This is a genomic window from Achromobacter sp. Marseille-Q4962 (genome assembly GCF_943737005.1).
Lineage (GTDB): Bacteria > Pseudomonadota > Gammaproteobacteria > Burkholderiales > Burkholderiaceae_B > Achromobacter.
Genome location: NZ_CALSFU010000020.1, coordinates 62,933 through 79,494, shown reverse-complemented (window position 1 = coordinate 79,494; position 16,562 = coordinate 62,933). Strand labels below are relative to the sequence as shown.

Sequence of the window (16,562 nt, the reverse complement as noted above, 5' to 3'; positions counted from 1 at the left end):
GATGTCGAGCGGTTGCGAGGCATCCGCTGGACGTAGGCACGGCTTACGCAGCGGAGGATGGCTGCATAATTCGTCGATATCCGAGCGCAACCAATTACCGTTCAGGCCTAGGACGGACGGCCCTCGAATGCATGGACGAGGGCGCAAAGGCGGAAATCCGGATGAGCCGGTCCGGCCGGCGTGCGGCCCGGCAGGCCGGCCTCGCGGCCTCGCCGCGAGGGGGCATGAGGAAAACCCGCCAGACCGATGGAGGAGGGCGCGGGCGGCGCGCGCTGCCGCGCGCGCCTAGTGCATAGGCATGACTGCGGCCTATGCACTAGAGCTTGTTGACACTGAAGATCGGAGCGTGCAACGGCGGGCGGGCGAAGCTGGCACCCCTGAGATGCATGGCGCTGCTGGGCGTGGCCAAAGATCCGGTGCTGCTGCCCGCGGGATTCCTGGTGAGGGGAGCGCGCGCCGTGCCGGGCTCGATGACCGGCATGGAGTCGGGAGCGGTAAAGTTCCGCATAGCGCTCACCATGAGCGCAGTCCCATCCCGAGCGCTATCCCTTTTGCCGGCCGAGGTTTCTCTTGTCTGACGTCGCATCCGCAACTCCGGGCGCATCCGCCCCTGAACTTTCCCGGCGCGCGCAGCGCGGCAATATCGCGCGGCTGACCGTGGCCCAGGCGCTGGCCGGGGCCAACTCCGTCGTGGTCTACGCGACCGGGGCCATCGTCGGCGACATGCTGGCGCCGGACAAGGCGCTGGCGACCCTGCCGATCTCCGTCTTCGTGGTCGGCATGGCCGCGTGCATCCTGCCCGCCGGCGCCATCGCCCGCCGCCATGGCCGGCGCGCCGCCTTTCTGGCCGGCACGGGCTGCGGCGTGCTGGTCGGCCTGCTGGCCGCGGCCGCGGTCGTGTCGTCCTCGTTCTGGCTCTTCTGTCTGGCCACGTTCTTCGGCGGCGCCTATGCGGCGGTGGTGCTGTCGTTCCGGTTCGCCGCGGCAGACGGGGTGTCGGCGCCGCTGCGGGCGCGGGCGCTGTCTTTCGTCATGGGCGGCGGCGTGGCCGCGGGCGTGGTCGGGCCGCAGCTTGTGACCTACACCATGCACCTCTGGCCGCCGCATCTGTTCGCCGCCACCTTCCTGCTGCAGGCGCTGGTCGCAGCCGTCTCGGCGGCGGTGCTGTGGGGCGTGCTGCTGCCGCTGCCGAGCGCGGCCGAAGTCGCGCGCGGCCGGCCGCTGGCCGTTATTGCTCGCCAGCCGCGCTTCGTCACGGCGGTGACCTGCGGCGCCGTCTCGTACATGCTGATGAACTTCCTCATGACCGCCGCCCCGCTGGCCATGCGCCTGTGCGGCCACTCGCAGGAAAACGCCAACCTGGGCCTGCAGTGGCACGTGATCGCCATGTACGCACCCAGCTTCTTCACCGGCCGGCTCATCACCCGCTACGGCGCGGGCCGCGTGGTGGCGGCCGGCCTGCTGCTGACCGGCCTGTCGGCCGCGGTGGGGCTGGCCGGCATCGACGTGGCCCACTTCTGGCTTACGCTGATCCTGCTCGGCCTGGGCTGGAACTTCGGCTTCGTCGGCGCGTCGGCGCTGGTGCTGGAATGCCACCGGCCCGAGGAGAAGACGCGGGTGCAGTCGCTCAACGATTTCATCGTCTTCGGCACCATGGCGGTGGGGTCGTTCGCCTCCGGCGGCCTGCTGGCGGCCTACGATTGGGACACGGTGCTGCGGGTGTCTTTCGTGCCCCTGACCCTGGCCGTCGTCGCGCTGGGGCTGGGCGCGTGGCGCCGGCAGCCGGCGCGCTGAAGCGGGCGGCCCCAGGCGCAGCGCCAACCTCAGGAAAAAGCAGGCGCCTGCGCCAATCGCCGCCGCCCACGGCACGGCCGGGTTAGCGGACACCCACAGGGTGGTGTCTGACCAGCGTTCCTGCACGAAGGACTTGTTCCCGTTTGAAAAACACAGGCGTCGGCAATTCCCGGTCCACGGCCGGATTGATCGGAAAGCGCCGCGAGGCCGGGCAAGATTTTGATACGCAATCCCGCGCCGCCGGGTCGGCCGGCGCGTAGCGCGCACGTAGAATGCGGCTTGGTTTTCCCTCCGGCTCGCATCCATGAAAAAAATCCTCTTTCTCGCCGCGCTGGGCGGCACGCTGCTCCAGGCGTGCGCCCCGGTTTCCCCGGCCGGCGATGCCTCGTCCGCCAAGCCCGCTTCCGCGTCGACGCCGGCCGTCGGCCCGCTGTCCCTGACCGCCTATGACTGGCGTCTGGCCGCCGCCACCGACGCGTCGGGCGCGCCGATCGCCGCGCTGGAGCCGGGCGTGCGGCACGCGCTGCGCCTGGCGTTCACGGACCAGGGCCTGAGCGTCCGCGGCGGCTGCAATACGCAGTTCGGCGGATACCGCTACGAAGACGGCATGCTGCGGGTGGCATCGCTGGCTTCGACGATGAAGGCGTGCGAACCGGCGCTGATGCGGCTCGATGCCGAGATCGGTCGCCGCCTGAAGGGCGAGCTGCGCGCCGTGCTGGACGGCGACGCCGCCGCGCCGCGTCTCACGCTTCAGGCGCAGGACGGCGCGGTGCTGGCGTTTGCCGGCGAGCCCACGCCCGAGACGCGCTACGGCAGCGCAGGCGAGACCGTGTTCCTGGAAGTGGCGCCGCAGCGTGTGGTCTGCAGCCATCCGCTGATGCCGGAGCACCGCTGCCTGAGCGTGCGCGAGCGCCGCTACAGCGAGGCCGGCCTGGCGCTGCCGCCGCAGGAAGACTGGCATCCGCTTTATCAGTCCATCGACGGCTATACGCACCGCGACGGCGTGCGCACCGTGCTGCGCGTCAAGCGCTACGAATGGAAGAACCCTCCCGCCGACGCGCCGTCGCACGCCTATGTGCTCGACATGGTGGTGGAGCAGGACGCCTCGAAGAAATAAATAATCTGAAAAACCAGATGATGGGGCGACGCCAAGTCGCTCCAGGCCCGGATCGGAACCGCTGGCGCACGTCCCCGGTGCCCGCATTCTGGCGGTTGCCGTCGTCGCACTGGCCGCTGCGGGCCGCGCCGGCGGTGGCGGCAGAAGGGTATACGAGGCCGGCACCCGGTCGTTGCCATAGGCGACCAGCGCCACGACCGAACCCCAAGCGCGGCCGCGCCGCTGGCGTGCCCGCCGTCGGCCTCGATGTTCACCCGGTACGCGGCATCGGGATGCAGGCCAAGATCGCGGCCATGCACAGGGTGGGTGAAGGTGATAATCATTGCTAAATGCGTCATTTAGCTTCAAAAATAAGTGCCAAATTGATACTTATGATTCATATTATTTCTTATCCAGATGGAGCCTCTCCGCTGGCGCGTGCGGCGTCCGCGTCGGTCATTTATCCGTCCCCCTGATGTCGTATGATCGCTAGCTCGTGCCCGGGATGGAATTGGTGTGTCGCGGAACAAGGTCGTCTGTGTCGCCGGTTTGTTGTGTGGACTTGCCATCGTGCTGCCGGTGGTGATCTCGCTCTACATCGCCTGGGACACCGCGGTCGTGAAAGAGCAGGAGCGTCTCTCCCTGGTGGCCACGCGCGCCATCGCCCGCACCGAATCCACCTTCCGGCAAGTCGAAGAAGCCCTGGCGGCCGCCAGCGCGCTGCCGAGCCGGCCCTGTTCGGCGGAGCACATAGACGGCATGCGGCGCATTTCCGTGCAGACCCGCCCGGTTACGGAAATGGGGTATTTCGCGGACGGGGCGCTGCAATGCACGAGCTGGGGCGCGGCAGGCGGATCGACCGCCGAATGGAAGGTGGGCTACGTGACCGACCGGGGCGTGCGGGTGGTGCCGAACAAGCGCGCCTACGGCGCACCCACCGTGTCGATGCTCGGCCTGCAGAACGCTAACTACTGTGTGCTGGTGGACCCGGTCTGGCTGGTCGACGTCACCGTGCGCAGCACGGTGCAGCTGGCGCTGGTGGCGCGCAATGGCGCGGTGCTGGCGACGTTGAACCACCCCGACCCGGCCGCTGTCGACCGGATCTTCCGCCTGGGCAAGTCCGGCATCGATGGCAGGCACGTGGCGGCCGTGGCGACGTCCGGCGACTGGGTGGCCATCGTGCTGTCGCCGCGGCAGGAGTTTTCCGCCAGCGTCAGGCGCGAGCAGATGGTGCTGCTGCCGGGGGCGCTGCTGGCGATGACGAGCATGATCGGGCTCATCGTGTGGCTGTCGCGGCGCAGGCTGTCGCTGAAAGGCGAGCTGGCGACCGCGGTGCGCAAGCGGGAATTCGTGGTGCACTACCAGCCGCTCATAGAGCTTGCCACCGGCATCTGCGTCGGCGCCGAGGCGCTGGTGCGCTGGCGGCGGCCGGACGGCACGCTGGTGCGCCCCGATGTGTTCATCCCGGTGGCCGAGGAAAATGGTCTGATCGGCGACATCACCGACCAAGTGGTGGCAGGCGTGGTGGCCGACCTGGGCGCGGCGCTGCGGGCCGACCGCTCGCTGCACGTGGCCATCAACCTCGTGGCGGACGATCTGCAGTCCGGCCGCGTGCTGCGGGTCATCCAGCGGGCGATCGGGCCGGCCGGCGTGCGCACCGAGCAGATCTGGCTGGAAGCGACCGAACGCGGCTTCCTGGACCCCGAGGTGGCCAACGTCACCATCAATGAGGCGCGGCGGCTCGGGCATTCCATCGCCATCGACGACTTCGGCACCGGCTATTCCAGCCTGCAGTATCTGGAGTCCCTCCATGTTGACACCCTCAAGATCGACAAGTCTTTCATCGACACGGTGGGCACGGATTCGGCCACCAGCTCCATCACGCCGCACATCATCGAGATGGGCAAGTCGCTGGGCCTGATCCTGGTGGCCGAGGGCATCGAGCGGCCCGAACAGGCCGACTATCTCATCGCGCTCGGCGTGCAGTACGGCCAGGGCTGGTACTACGCGCCCGCGCTGCCGGCCCGCGAATTCATCGCCTTCTACGAAGACTGCAGGGCCCGGCACGGCAGCGGGCCGGAAGTCATCTCGCGCTATTAGCCCACGGCGTCGGGGCGGCCGGCCGCAGCGCTTTGCGCTTCAGGGATTTCACCTATGGCGGGCCGGCGGCGCGGCGTTCCGCGCTTCTGCGGCCCGGCCCGTGCGGGCCGCTGTGCCGGGCCGCAGAAGCGCCTGCAAGTCCTTGTTTTTTTGTGCAATTGCCCGCTGCGGGGGCGGGCCGGGCAAGCCTCGCGCAAGGCCGCGCCCGTATGCTCTATAAGTTCAGTGAATGTGCTGAATAAGAAATCAGAATTTTTCTTATGAGGTGGGCCGGACGTATAACAGCGGCGGCTTTGCGGCAATCCTGCCGGCCGCACCGCAATCCGAGAGCAAAGATGAAGGGGAATCACCAAACGGCAACGCACCAGCCGGTGCGCGCAGCCATCGCCGCATTCGTCGGCACCATGATCGAGTGGTACGACTTCTATATCTACGCCACCGCCGCCGCGCTGGTTTTCGGCAAGCTGTTCTTTCCGTCGGTCAACGGCTTTTACGGCACGCTGGCCGCGTTCGGCACGTTCGCCGTGGGCTTTCTCGCGCGCCCGCTGGGAGGCGCGGTGTTCGGGCACATCGGCGACCGCATCGGCCGCAAGAAGTCGCTGGTCATCACGCTGCTCATGATGGGGTCGGTGACGGTGCTGATCGGCCTGCTTCCCACCTATGCCGCCATCGGCGTGTGGGCGCCGATCCTGCTGGTGGCGCTGCGCTTCGTGCAGGGCATCGCCGTGGGCGGCGAATGGGGCGGCGCCGTGCTCATGGCCGGCGAGCATTCCCCCGACCGGAACAAGCGCACCTTCTTCGCCTCGTTCGCGCAGTTGGGCAGCCCCGCGGGCCTGATCCTGTCCATGCTGATGTTCAAGCTGGTCACCACGCTGGACGACGCGGCCTTCATGAGCTGGGGCTGGCGCGTGCCGTTCCTGTTCAGCGCCGCGCTGCTGGTGGTGGGCTTTGCGATCCGCCTGAGCATCAAGGAGTCGCCCGACTTCCTGGCCGAGCAGGCCGAGCAGGCCCGGCGCGCCGCGGCCCGCCAGGCCGAGGACAAGACGCCGCTGCTGCAAGTGCTGCGCGGCGCGCCGGGCCTGCTGGCGCTGGCCGTGGGCGCCAACGTGCTGGGCATCGCCGGCTTTTACTTCACCAATACCTTCATGCTGGCGTACACCACGCAGTACGTGGGCCTGTCGCGCGGCGTGATCCTCGACTGTTTGCTCGTCGTCTCGGTAATGCAATTCGTGATCACGCCGCTGTCGGCGCACATCGCCACGCGCATCGGCAACCGCCGCTTCCTGCTGGCGACCTCGTTCCTGTCGATCTTCACGCCCTATGTCATGTTCAACCTGGTGGACCAGGGCACGCTGCTGTCGCTCACGCTGGGCGTCGGGGTGGCCGTGCTGTTCATGGGGGCCTACTATGCGGTGATCGCCGGCTACGTGAGCGACAGCTTTCCCACCCGTATCCGTTACACCGGCATCTCGATGGCCTACCAGCTGTCCGGCGCGATCTTCGGCGGCCTGACGCCCATCGTGGGCACCATCCTGGCGCAGAAGTTCCAGGGTCAGTGGTGGCCGCTGGCGGCGCTGTTCAGCGCCATTTCGCTGCTGTCCTTGCTGTCGGTGACTTTTCTTGCCGGCCGCCGCCACGGCGGCGCGGCCTGAGCGTCAAGGAGCGCGAGCCATGAAGACCTTTTTTCATCCCGACCAGAAGCTGCATCATCCCCAGACCTATTTTTCGCGCGGCATGATGCGCAAGCCCCAGGAAGTGCCGTCCCGGCTGGACGCGCTGGCCGAGGGCGTGCGCAAGCTGGGCTTCGAGCTGGTCGAACCGGCCGATGCCGGCGCCGCGCCTATCAGCGCGGTGCACGCGCTGGACTATCTGCGCTTTCTGCAGGAAGCGCACGGGCGCTGGAAGCAGCTGCCCGACGACTGGGGCGACGAAGTCGTCTCCAACATCTTCGTGCGCGAGCCCAATGCGCTGCGCGGCGTGCTGGCGCAGGCCGCGCGCTACCTGGCCGACGGCAGCTGCCCGGTGGGCCCGCACACCTGGCGCTCGGCCTACTGGGCGGCCCAGTGCGCCATCGGCGGCGCGCAAGCCCTGCTCGACGGCGAGCGCCAGGCCTACGCCCTGTGCCGCCCGCCCGGCCATCACGCGCGGCGCGACGCGGCCGGCGGCTTCTGCTACCTCAACAACGCCGCCATCGCGGCGCAGATGCTGACGCGCAAGTACCCGCGCGTCGCCATCCTGGACACCGACATGCACCACGGCCAGGGCATCCAGGAGATCTTCTACGAGCGCAGCGACGTGCTCTACGTTTCCATCCACGGCGACCCGGAGAATTTCTACCCGGTGGTCGCGGGCTTCGAGGACGAGCGCGGCGCGGGCGAGGGCTACGGCTTCAACGTCAACCTGCCCATGCCGCACGGATCGCCGGAATCGGTGTTCTTCGAGCGCCTGGACCAGGCGCGTCGCGCCATCGCGCTGTTCCAGCCCGACGCCCTCGTGCTGTCGCTGGGCTTCGACGTGTTCGAAAAAGACCCCCAGGCCATGGTGGCGGTCAGCTCCCAGGGCTTCGAGCGCCTGGGCCGCGCGGTCGGCGGCCTCGGCCTGCCGACCCTCATCGTGCAGGAAGGCGGCTACTATATCGAAGGCCTCGAAGACAACGCCGAGCGCTTTTTCTCGGGGCTGGCCCGCGCCACGGCCTGATCCCGGCCCGCGGCGCCCGCGGTTCGGGCCGTTTTTCCCTCCCGGCGGCTGCGGCCGCCGTTTCCGTTTTCCACGCCATGCCGAACCCGTCCGCCGCCAAGAAGCCGCCGCATCCGCTCGCTCCCGAGCGCCTGGACTGGAACCTGCTGCGCACTTTCATGTTCGTGGTCCAGGAACGCGGCGTGAGCCGCGCGGCCGAGGCGCTGCACCTCAGCCAGCCGGCCGTGAGCCAGGCGCTCAAGCGCCTGGAAGACGCCGTGGGCGGCGTGCTGCTGCACCGGCGCAGCGGCGAATTCCGCCTCACCGGCCTGGGCGAGGAAATCTACCGCCTGGCGCGCGAGATGTACGGCATGGTGGCGCGCATCGACGAGGCCGCCGCGCGCGAGGAAGACGAGGTCGCAGGCACGCTGCGCCTGCTGGTGATGAGCAAGATCCAGAGCGCGGCCTACGACGACTTTCTCTCGCAGTTCCACCGCCGCTATCCCAAGGTCGAGTTCTACGTCGACGTAATGCAGAGCGCCGCCATCCTCGACGCGCTGAGCAAGCGCGTGCCCGGGCTCGGCCTGTGCCTGTGCCGCAAGGCCATCGACAGCCTGGAGCGGCGCCTCTTTCTGCGCCACCGCTACGTGCTGGTCTGCGGGCGCCATCATCCGCTGTTCTCGCGCCGCAATGTGCGGGTCGAAGACCTGCTGGACCAGAACTTCGTATGCTTCGCCAGCGATCAGCTCGGCGATACGCTGTCGCCCCTCACCATCTTCCGCGACCAGCAGGGATTCACCGGCCGCATCGTGGGCACCTCGCCCTACGTGGAGGAAATCCGCCGCATGGTCATCGCCGGCCTGGGCCTGAGCTGCCTGCCCGAGCATCTCATCCGCGACGACCTGCTGGCCGGCGACGTGCGGCGCCTGTTGCCCACCCATACCGTGGCCGAGATCGACGTGTTCCTCGCCTGGCACCGCCAGCGCCGGCTCACCGCCGCCGAACAGGCATTCCTGGCCGCCTTCGAGCGCTTCCTGCAGCGCACGCCGCTGGAGATGCGGGCGGGGTGAGGGCGGGGCGCGAAATGGGTTTCGCGCGCGAAGTGGCCGACACCGTGTGGTTCATGGACGGTGGCCGCATCGTGGAAACCGCGCCGCCGGAGACGTTCTTTGTCCGGGCGGAGAGCGCGCGGGCGCAGAAATTCCTGGCCGAGATCCGCCATTGAGCGGGCGGCGGCCGCGCAACGACAGAACGCCGGCTCGCGCCGGCGTTCTGCGTACTGCGGGGAATGCTGCCGCAGGCATTGCTGCGGCGGGGACTGCGAACTGCTGATACTTCTACTGCAAGAACTTCAACTGCAACTGCTTCAACTACAGGTACTACTGCAAGTGCTTCAACAACGGGGTACTGCGACTGCGGGTACTGCCGCCGCGGCTTGCTGCTGCCGCGGCGTATTGCAACCGGTACGGACTGCCGCTCAGTTGTGGGGCGGGTAGTCGAGTTCGCCGAAGGTGTACTCGCCATTGGCCTTGGCCTTGGCCAGTTCCTCGCGCACTTGTTCGCGGGTCAGCGAGGTGGTCTGGGCTTGCGCGGGCGGGTAGTCGAGTTCGCCGAAGGTGTATTGGCCATTGGCCTTGGCTTGCTGCAGTTCCTGCACGACCTGGGCGCGGCTGGGGGTGCCGGGTTCGACTTGGCCGTACACGCCCTGGAAGGGGATGTTGTTCGGCTCGACGTTGGACGACGCGAAGGCGCTGGCGCTCAGGGCGGCAAGAGAGATCAGGGCGGCGCTGGCTAGGGTTTTCATGATGATTTCCTCTGTTGTCTGTATCTGGGCGCGAACCGGATGTGTTGCTGTTTGGTTCGCTGTTTGTTTCCCGATGACTGAATTGTGCGCCGTCTCTGACCTAGGATAAACCCGGTTTTCTTGGAAGCATTATTCCAAAATTCTGGGTAATAACGTTCTTTTACATGTTTTGTGCCGGCTGGAAGGGAGTTTGCCGGACGGGCGCTCGCCCACGCCCGGTCGGCCCACGCCCGGTCGGCCCATGTCCGGGCGATTCACATTCGATCGGCCTGCGTTCGGGCGGCCTGCGTTCGGGCGGCCCGCGCTCGGGCGTCTACATCCGGGCGGCCTGCAAGGCGGCCGCGCCGGAGCCTGCGCGGCAGGCGCAAGTGTTCGGCCGGGCGGCATGGCCCGGCGCAGGCGAAGAAAGAAGGAGAAAAGCGCGTCCGCGCGGGCAGGCGCGGGGCTTCAGGGGGCGCGGAAAAAGGCGCAGGCCGCAGGCGGCTCGATGGCCGGACGCGGCGGCCGGCCCTGCATCATGAAGCGTGCGCCCGACCGCGGGCCGCCGTCTTGGCGGCCGTCTTGCGTGCGCGCTTCTTGCCGGCGGAAGCCGGCGAACCTGCGGCGGGCGATCCTGCGGCAGGCGATCCTGCGGCAGGCGATCCCGCGGCGGGCGACCCCGCGGCGGGCGACCCCGTAGCGTGCGCTTGCTGCGCATCGCCCGCCCGCTTGCCGGTGTCCTGCGTGTCGAATTCCTGGCGGTTGCGCTCGCCGCGCGGGGTGTTCTCGGGGTGCGCCTTGGGAAAGGCCCAGGGCTTGGTCTTCTGATCCATTGCATGTACTCCTTGCTTAGGCGGAACAGTAACACCCGCCGAGCGCCGCAGGTAAGTCAGGGTTGGCGTCAATGTACACAAAGGCCTGGGCGTGGCCGGCGCGGGCGGTTGCGCGGCGCGCGGCGGTGTGGCGCGGCCGCGGTTGTTTCGCGCGCATCTCGTGGCTCCATGAAATGTGTGATACATGGATCTTCTGATCGGGCCAGCATGGCAGTATGGTGGAGGCTTTCCCTCAGCTGATCCGCTCACATGTACCTGCCGTCCGCCTTTCGAGAAGATGCGCTGGAAGTCCAGCACGAATTCATCCGCGCCCATCCGCTCGCCGTTCTGACCACCGCCGCCGCGGGCGGTCTCATGGCCAATCACATTCCCTGTCTGCTGCGCGCGGACGAGGGGCGGGGCGTGCTCGGCCTGCACATGGCGCGCGCGAATCCGCAGGTGGCCGAGCTGGCCTCGGGCGCCGAATGCCTGCTGGTGTTCCATGGCCCGCAGGCCTACGTGACGCCGTCCTGGTACGCCTCCAAGGCCGCAACGCACAAGGTGGTGCCCACCTGGAATTTCGTGGCCGTGCATGCGTGGGGGCGCGCGCGGCTGCGCGACGACCCGGCCTGGCTGCGCTCGCATCTCGAAGCGCTGACCGATGCGCAGGAGCGCGCCCGTGCGCAGCCCTGGCGCGTGGACGAGGCGCCGGCCGATTTCCTGGACGCCATGATGCGGGCCATCGTGGGCGTGGAAATTCCCATCGAGCGCATCGAAGGCAAGTGGAAAGTCAGCCAGAACCGCCCGGCGGCCGACCGCCGCGGCGTGGCGCAGGGGCTGCAGGAAAGCGGCGATCCGGTCATGGCCGCGCTGGTGGCGCGCCGCGGCGGCCTGGCGTAGTCGCGTTCGCGCCGCCGCGCATTCCCGGGGGCTGACGCGAACGCCCGCGCGGGCTATGCTTGCGGCCTCGATCCGAATCCATTGCGCCGGCGCATGCCGCCGGCGGACTAACACCACACGACACGCAGGCGCGCAGGCTCATGGAATCATTCCTCGCCAGCTTCAAGGCATCCGCGACGGCACGCGCCGCCGGCGGGTGCGCGCGCCCGCGCGGCGCAGCCGCGCCGCATCTCGCGGGAGCAGGGGAGGCCGCAACCGCCGGCAGCCCCGATGGGCGCGGCGCGCCCTGATTCCCCGCAACGCCGGCCCCGCTCGGGCGCCGGTCTTCCCCATTCCGGCCGCGAATGCGGCTTTTTTTCATTCGCGAAACCGTTTCCGCGATAACCGTTGACGCTCGAACAGGAGGTGGCCGTGCCGACGCTGGCGCTGGGCGCGTTCCTTCACGCCATCCGGATGGCGATGGAGTTGCGCATCGATGTGAACCCTTCCCCGCAGGAAGTCGAAAAAGAACTGGAGGCGCTACGCGCGCGCATGAAGCGCCGCGGCGACCGCCTTTACGGATTGCCGCAGGCGGCCACCGACGTGCCGGGCCTGGTGCTGCGCTACCGCGAAGCCGACGGCGAGTACTACGTGTACGTGGTGGACGAGGCGCGCGACCGGGTCGCGGGCTACACCGTGTTCAACCGGCTGGTGGAAGTGGGCCGGCGCGCCGATCCTTACGTGCGCGCGCCGCATTCGAAATACGCCGCGCCGTACCAGCGCATGGGCTTGGCCACGGCGGTGTACCGCTGGGGGCTGGACGCGGGCCTGTGCCTCATGAGCGGCGCGCGCCAGTCCGAAGGGGCGCACGGGCTGTGGATGGCGCTGGCCCGGCACTACGAACTGGGCTATGTGGAGGTGCGGCGCAAGCGCCTCGCGTACCTGGGAAAGCACATCGACCCGGCGCGGCGCGCCGACCTGCACACCCGCATGGTGCTGCTGGGCAGGGGCTGGACGCTGCCCGGCTACATGGCCGCCACCGGCATGGCGCGGGCCGGATTTGCGCCCGCGCAACACTGATCCGGGAAATCCCCGAATCGTGCGCGTCGAGGGCGTCCCCGGAAAGCCGGCGATCGCGCCGCAAGCCGCATCTTTTCTGGCGCTCGGCGGCGCGGCCGCATGCGCGTCCCGGTTGTCCGACAAACGGGGACGCTTGCGTGAGAGCGACACAATGTTTCCATTTTGTGCCAGGGTTACAAAACATATCTGGACTGTCATGAAACCCGGGGTATGCTCGTTTTGGACTTTGAGGATTCCGAACGTGCTCCAGAACAACCTGATCTATAAGGGATACCGCCTCACGGCCAGGGTTTTCCGCGGCGCCGCCGATGGGCTCGAAGCGCCTCCCAGCGGTCCCACTTTCGTTGCGTCCATTACCGTGGCCCAGGCGGCCGCGCAGGAAGAGGGCGAAGAATACGCCGTGCCCAGGTTCGCCGAAGGCGGTTTCGTCTACAGCCCGCGCGAAGCGGTGCATGCGGCCATCGTGCATGGCCGCGAGATCGTCGACGGCCTGACCGCTGCGGCCTCGTAGCGCCGCGCGGCCGTCCGCGCCGCCCTGCGCTATTGCGCGAAGACTTCGGCCCAGTCGCGGGTCTTGCCCAGCGTCTGCACCGTGGCCGATTGCTCCAGGATGGCGACCGCCTTCCTGAATTCCTCGGCCGGCGCGCCATCTTCCAGAATGACCATGCGCGAGTTGCGCGCATCGGCCATTTTCACGTCCGACATCTTGCCGTGCGTCTGGTAGACGTGGGTCCAGTCCATTTTCCTGCCCGCTTTCAGCGCGATGGGCTCGATATAGGTGAGCGCCGTGCTGCCGGCCGCGCGCACCGCGAAGGCGAAGTCGGCGGTATGGCCGCTGCTGCCCTTGGCGCGCGCGCCCTTGACCATGCGGTTGGCGCCCACGCCTTCGGCCAGCGCGCGTCCCACGCGTGCGCGAAAGCGCAGCTGGCTGAAGCGCGGCATCCATTTGGCGCACTGGAAAGACAGCGCCATGGCCAGTTTCATGGCGTCCCACACGGCGTCCTGCAGCTGCTCGCGCGGGCCGCTGGCGACGATGGCGCCGGACTTGTCGACATGCGCCAGGCTGACGCCCGGCGTTTCATTGAGGAGCTCGATGCGCTTGGGCCCCAGCTCGATGCCGAAGGCCGCCGCGTGCATGGCGCTCTCGCCGGCGTCGGTCAGGTGGAACGTGGCGTCGTCGGGGTAGGCGATGAAGAACGCGGCGTGCTGGCCGTCCAGCCCCAGCGTGGTGGGCGCGATGGCGCGCACCGCGCGCTCGCCGGCCGGCAGCACGGTCCAGCCGGCCGCTTCCAGGAAGGTGCTCATAGAATCAATTCGATCTGGCGCCCCTTGAGGGGGTGCGCGAAGCCGCCGGCCAGCGCCAGGTTGGCGCGCGGCAGGAAATAGTCCATCAGGTCGCCGATGGTCTGCAGCGCGGGCGTGACGGGCTCGGCGTAGCCTTCGCCTTCGTCGGTCCAGAGATGTTCGTGGCTGCGGTCGGCCAGCGGCTTGCGGTAGTGGGGGCGTCCGGTGCCGGCCAGGCTGGTGTGGAAGGCGTCGTCGGTATCCACGCCGTAGACGCGGTGCGGCCCGACGAACAGGCTGGCGACGAAGGCCTCGGACAGGAAGATCGTGGCCTGGCCGTACACGTCGGTGCGGGCGGCGCGGTACGTGGCGCGGAAAATGACGTCGTCGCGCACTTCGCCCTTGATCCGGCAGGGACAGGAAAACTCCATCCATTGCGCGCAGCCGGCGGCGGGCCGCGGCGTCCAGGCGACCGGACGCGCGGTCTCCTTGGGTTCGGCAAGAATCTCCCGCACCTCGTCGACGGTGATTAAGGGTGTGAACTTATGGGCCATGAAACGGATCTGGATCTGGGAATGCGCCCGCGGCCGGCGCGCGGCGGCGCCGCGGCGGCGAGGGGGCGTAATCTTACAAGATGCGCGGCCCGGAGTCGGCCGCGCTGTATGCATGTACAGCGCGGCGCGGCGCCTGCGCGGCGGCCGCTACAGCGAGGTGGCCGAGAAGGTGTCGCACTGGCGGATGTCGCCGCTCTTGAAGCCGCGCTCGAACCAGCGCACGCGCTGTGCCGAGGTGCCGTGGGTGAAGGTGTCGGGCACCACGTAGCCCTGGCTCTGCTTCTGCAGGCGGTCGTCGCCGATGGCGGTGGCCGCGTTCAGCGCTTCCTCGACATCGCCGCTTTCGAGGATGTTGCGCGCCGAGTTGGCGCGCTGCGCCCACAGCCCCGCGAAACAGTCGGCCTGCAGCTCCAGCCGCACCGACAGGGCGTTGGCCTGCGACGGATTGCGGCGGCGCAGGTTGTCGACCTGGTCCGAGATGCCCAGCAGGTGCTGCACGTGGTGGCCCACCTCGTGCGCGATGACGTAGGCCTGGGCGAAATCGCCGGGCGCCTTGAAGCGGCTCCGCAGTTCGTCGAAGAAGGCCAGGTCGATGTACACCTTGCTGTCGCCGGGGCAATAGAACGGCCCCATGGCGGTCTGGCCCGTGCCGCAGGCCGTGGGCGTGGCGCCGCGGAACAGCACCAGCTTGGGCGGCACGTACCGGCGGTTGAGATCCTGCTGGAAGACGGCGCCCCAGGTATCTTCGGTTTCGCCCAGCACCTTCGCGACGAAGCGCGCCTGCGGGTCGTCGGCGGGCGGCCGCGTGGCCGGCGCCTGCTCTTCGCTGACGGGCGGGCCTTCCGCCATCTGCAGCACGACGCGGGGATCCACGCCGAAGTACATGGCCACCAGGGCCAGCACGATGGTGCCGATGCCGATGGTGCCGCGGCCGCCAAAGCGCGGGCCGCTCGCGCGGCGGTCTTCTACGTTCTCGCTTTCGCGCGAATCATCGAGGCGCATGTCTGTTCTCCTGGGGGCACGGCGCAGGGCCCGTGCCGCGCGGCCGCCGGACGCGGCGGCCATCAAGAATGTTAGGATAAACCCATGGCACTCTATTTCTCCATCCATCCCGCGAATCCGCAAGCGCGCCTGCTCAAGCAGGCGGCGCACTGGCTGAGCGACGGCGGCCTGGTGGCCGTGCCCACCGACTCCAGCTACGCGGTGGTGGCCAGGCTCGACGACAAGGCCGCGGCCGACGGGCTGCGCCGGCTGCGCGGCCTGGACGAGCGCCACCATCTCACCCTGCTGTGCCGCGACCTCGCCGAGATCGGACACTTCGCGCGGGTGGACAACCGCCAGTACCGGCTGCTCAAGGCCGCCACGCCCGGGCCGTGGACCTTCATTCTCGAAGCCACCAAGGAAGTGCCGCGGCGCGTCTCGCACCCGTCGCGCAAGACCATCGGCATCCGCGTGCCCGACCACCCCGTCATCCAGGGGCTGCTCGAGCAGGTGGGCGAGCCGCTGCTTTCCACCACGCTCATCCCGAAGGACGAAACCGAGGCGCTGAACGACGCCGAGGTCATCCGCGAGCGCTACGATCACGATCTCGCCGCCATCATCGACGCGGGCGCCTGCCCGCAGTCTCCCACCACCGTCATCGACCTCACGGCCGAAGACCCGGTCATCGTGCGCGTGGGGCGGGGCGATCCCGCCACGCTGGGCCTCGCTTGACGCGTCGGGCCCCGTCCGTGCGCAGCAGGGCGTCGCGCCGCGGCGCTCCTCTACAATCCGGTTCGCCATGAACGACATCATCCAAACCATCGCCGTCTACGCGATCCCGGTGATTTTCGCCATCACCCTGCACGAGGCCGCGCACGGCTACGTGGCGCGCATGTTCGGCGATCCCACCGCGGCGCAGGCCGGGCGCATTACGCTGAACCCGGCCAAGCACATCGATCCGATCGGCACGCTGCTGGTGCCCGTGGCCATCCTGCTGGCGTCCAAGCTGCTGGGCAGTCCGGGCATGCTGTTCGGCTGGGCCAAGCCGGTGCCGGTGGACTTCGGCCGCCTGCGCCGGCCCAAGCAGGACATGCTGTGGGTGGCGCTGGCCGGGCCGGCCGCCAATCTGTTCATGGCCGTCCTGTGGGCGTTCTCGCTGCGCCTTTTCTTCGAGTCGGGACTGCAGGAAAGCTTCTGGTTCGAGATGGCGGTGGCGGGCGTGAACGTGAACCTGGTGCTCATGGCCCTGAACCTGCTGCCCATCCTGCCGCTGGATGGCGGGCGGGTGCTCTTCAGCCTGCTGCCCAACCGGCTGGCCTGGCAGTACTCGAAAATAGAGCCGTATGGCCTGGTGATCGTCATCGTGCTGCTGGTGACGGACGTGCTCTGGCTGCTGATGCAGCCGGTGCTGGCATTGGGAACGACTATCGTTCAGTGGTTTCTGTAGAGGCGGGCCGTTTTCCGTTAAACTCATCCGTTTGACAGATTCTGGCCCCGTGGCAATCCCGCCGAGGGGCGTTGGA

General features: G+C 68.5%; 17 protein-coding genes and 1 pseudogene. 13 read left to right on the top strand and 5 right to left on the bottom strand.

Features of this window, described 5'->3' with window-relative positions; translation table 11 throughout:
• The first annotated feature begins 386 nt into the window (after nucleotides 1-386).
• The 8 genes and pseudogenes from NGJ44_RS17760 to NGJ44_RS17725 all read left to right on the top strand — a co-directional run.
• Nucleotides 387-578, top strand: coding sequence for a hypothetical protein (locus NGJ44_RS17760; protein ID WP_251864778.1), 192 nt, complete (start codon nucleotides 387-389; stop codon nucleotides 576-578).
• Nucleotides 571-1,794 (top strand): MFS transporter, encoded by a 1,224-nt coding sequence (locus NGJ44_RS17755; protein WP_251864776.1) that lies wholly within the window; start codon nucleotides 571-573, stop codon nucleotides 1,792-1,794. Before NGJ44_RS17760 ends, NGJ44_RS17755 begins: the two co-directional genes overlap by 8 nt.
• A 304-nt stretch (nucleotides 1,795-2,098) precedes the next feature.
• Complete coding sequence (locus NGJ44_RS17750; RefSeq protein WP_251864774.1) at nucleotides 2,099-2,911, top strand: META and DUF4377 domain-containing protein; 813 nt, start codon at nucleotides 2,099-2,101, stop codon at nucleotides 2,909-2,911.
• A 495-nt stretch (nucleotides 2,912-3,406) separates the two neighbouring features.
• Nucleotides 3,407-4,990: an EAL domain-containing protein gene (locus NGJ44_RS17745; protein WP_053246695.1), complete on the top strand. Its 1,584-nt coding sequence runs from the start codon at nucleotides 3,407-3,409 to the stop codon at nucleotides 4,988-4,990.
• A gap of 335 nt (nucleotides 4,991-5,325) precedes the next feature.
• Nucleotides 5,326-6,642, top strand: a complete 1,317-nt coding sequence (locus NGJ44_RS17740) for an MFS transporter (RefSeq protein WP_053246694.1) — start codon at nucleotides 5,326-5,328, stop codon at nucleotides 6,640-6,642.
• Nucleotides 6,643-6,661: 19 nt separating this feature from the next.
• Nucleotides 6,662-7,687 (top strand): histone deacetylase family protein, encoded by a 1,026-nt coding sequence (locus NGJ44_RS17735; RefSeq protein WP_251864773.1) that lies wholly within the window; start codon nucleotides 6,662-6,664, stop codon nucleotides 7,685-7,687.
• Nucleotides 7,688-7,764: 77 nt separating this feature from the next.
• The gene (locus NGJ44_RS17730; RefSeq protein ID WP_053246019.1) at nucleotides 7,765-8,736 is read left to right on the top strand and encodes a LysR family transcriptional regulator; all 972 of its coding nucleotides are present in this window, start codon (nucleotides 7,765-7,767) and stop codon (nucleotides 8,734-8,736) included.
• An 11-nt stretch (nucleotides 8,737-8,747) separates the two neighbouring features.
• Nucleotides 8,748-8,891 (top strand): annotated as a pseudogene (locus NGJ44_RS17725) (amino acid ABC transporter ATP-binding protein); the annotation flags it as partial.
• A gap of 252 nt (nucleotides 8,892-9,143) precedes the next feature.
• Here NGJ44_RS17725 and NGJ44_RS17720 read toward each other — a convergent pair.
• Nucleotides 9,144-9,470, bottom strand: a complete 327-nt coding sequence (locus tag NGJ44_RS17720; RefSeq protein ID WP_053246018.1) for a DUF4148 domain-containing protein — start codon at nucleotides 9,468-9,470, stop codon at nucleotides 9,144-9,146.
• Between the two features lie 515 nt (nucleotides 9,471-9,985).
• Nucleotides 9,986-10,282: a hypothetical protein gene (locus tag NGJ44_RS17715; RefSeq protein ID WP_251864771.1), complete on the bottom strand. Its 297-nt coding sequence runs from the start codon at nucleotides 10,280-10,282 to the stop codon at nucleotides 9,986-9,988.
• 249 nt (nucleotides 10,283-10,531) lie between these two features.
• Here NGJ44_RS17715 and NGJ44_RS17710 point away from each other — a divergent pair, with 249 nt between their 5' ends.
• The 3 genes from NGJ44_RS17710 (at nucleotide 10,532) to NGJ44_RS17700 (ending at nucleotide 12,731) form a co-directional block, all read left to right on the top strand.
• A complete protein-coding gene (locus tag NGJ44_RS17710; RefSeq protein ID WP_053246016.1) occupies nucleotides 10,532-11,161 on the top strand; it encodes an FMN-binding negative transcriptional regulator in 630 nt (209 codons plus the stop codon).
• A gap of 453 nt (nucleotides 11,162-11,614) precedes the next feature.
• Nucleotides 11,615-12,220 carry a hypothetical protein gene (locus tag NGJ44_RS17705; protein WP_053246020.1) on the top strand — a complete coding sequence of 202 codons (606 nt, stop codon included), beginning with the start codon at nucleotides 11,615-11,617 and terminating at the stop codon, nucleotides 12,218-12,220.
• 241 nt (nucleotides 12,221-12,461) lie between these two features.
• Nucleotides 12,462-12,731 (top strand): hypothetical protein, encoded by a 270-nt coding sequence (locus NGJ44_RS17700; RefSeq protein WP_053246021.1) that lies wholly within the window; start codon nucleotides 12,462-12,464, stop codon nucleotides 12,729-12,731.
• A 29-nt stretch (nucleotides 12,732-12,760) separates the two neighbouring features.
• On the opposite strand, the gene NGJ44_RS17695 is transcribed toward NGJ44_RS17700, so the two are convergent.
• From NGJ44_RS17695 to ypfJ, 3 genes are all read right to left on the bottom strand, one after another.
• Nucleotides 12,761-13,525 (bottom strand): DUF1828 domain-containing protein, encoded by a 765-nt coding sequence (locus tag NGJ44_RS17695; protein ID WP_251864769.1) that lies wholly within the window; start codon nucleotides 13,523-13,525, stop codon nucleotides 12,761-12,763.
• Entirely contained in the window at nucleotides 13,522-14,058 is a 537-nt protein-coding gene (locus NGJ44_RS17690; protein ID WP_251864767.1) for a hypothetical protein, read from the bottom strand. The genes NGJ44_RS17695 and NGJ44_RS17690 overlap by 4 nt, the downstream gene beginning before the upstream one ends.
• Nucleotides 14,059-14,205: 147 nt before the next feature.
• On the bottom strand, nucleotides 14,206-15,060 hold the full coding sequence (gene ypfJ, locus NGJ44_RS17685; RefSeq protein WP_251864764.1) for a KPN_02809 family neutral zinc metallopeptidase: 855 nt from the start codon (nucleotides 15,058-15,060) through the stop codon (nucleotides 14,206-14,208).
• A gap of 84 nt (nucleotides 15,061-15,144) precedes the next feature.
• On the opposite strand from ypfJ, the gene NGJ44_RS17680 reads away from it, so the two are divergent.
• Nucleotides 15,145-15,771, top strand: a complete 627-nt coding sequence (locus tag NGJ44_RS17680) for an L-threonylcarbamoyladenylate synthase (RefSeq protein WP_251864762.1) — start codon at nucleotides 15,145-15,147, stop codon at nucleotides 15,769-15,771.
• Between the two features lie 67 nt (nucleotides 15,772-15,838).
• Nucleotides 15,839-16,486: a site-2 protease family protein gene (locus NGJ44_RS17675; RefSeq protein WP_053246024.1), complete on the top strand. Its 648-nt coding sequence runs from the start codon at nucleotides 15,839-15,841 to the stop codon at nucleotides 16,484-16,486.
• Nucleotides 16,487-16,562 lie beyond the last annotated feature (76 nt).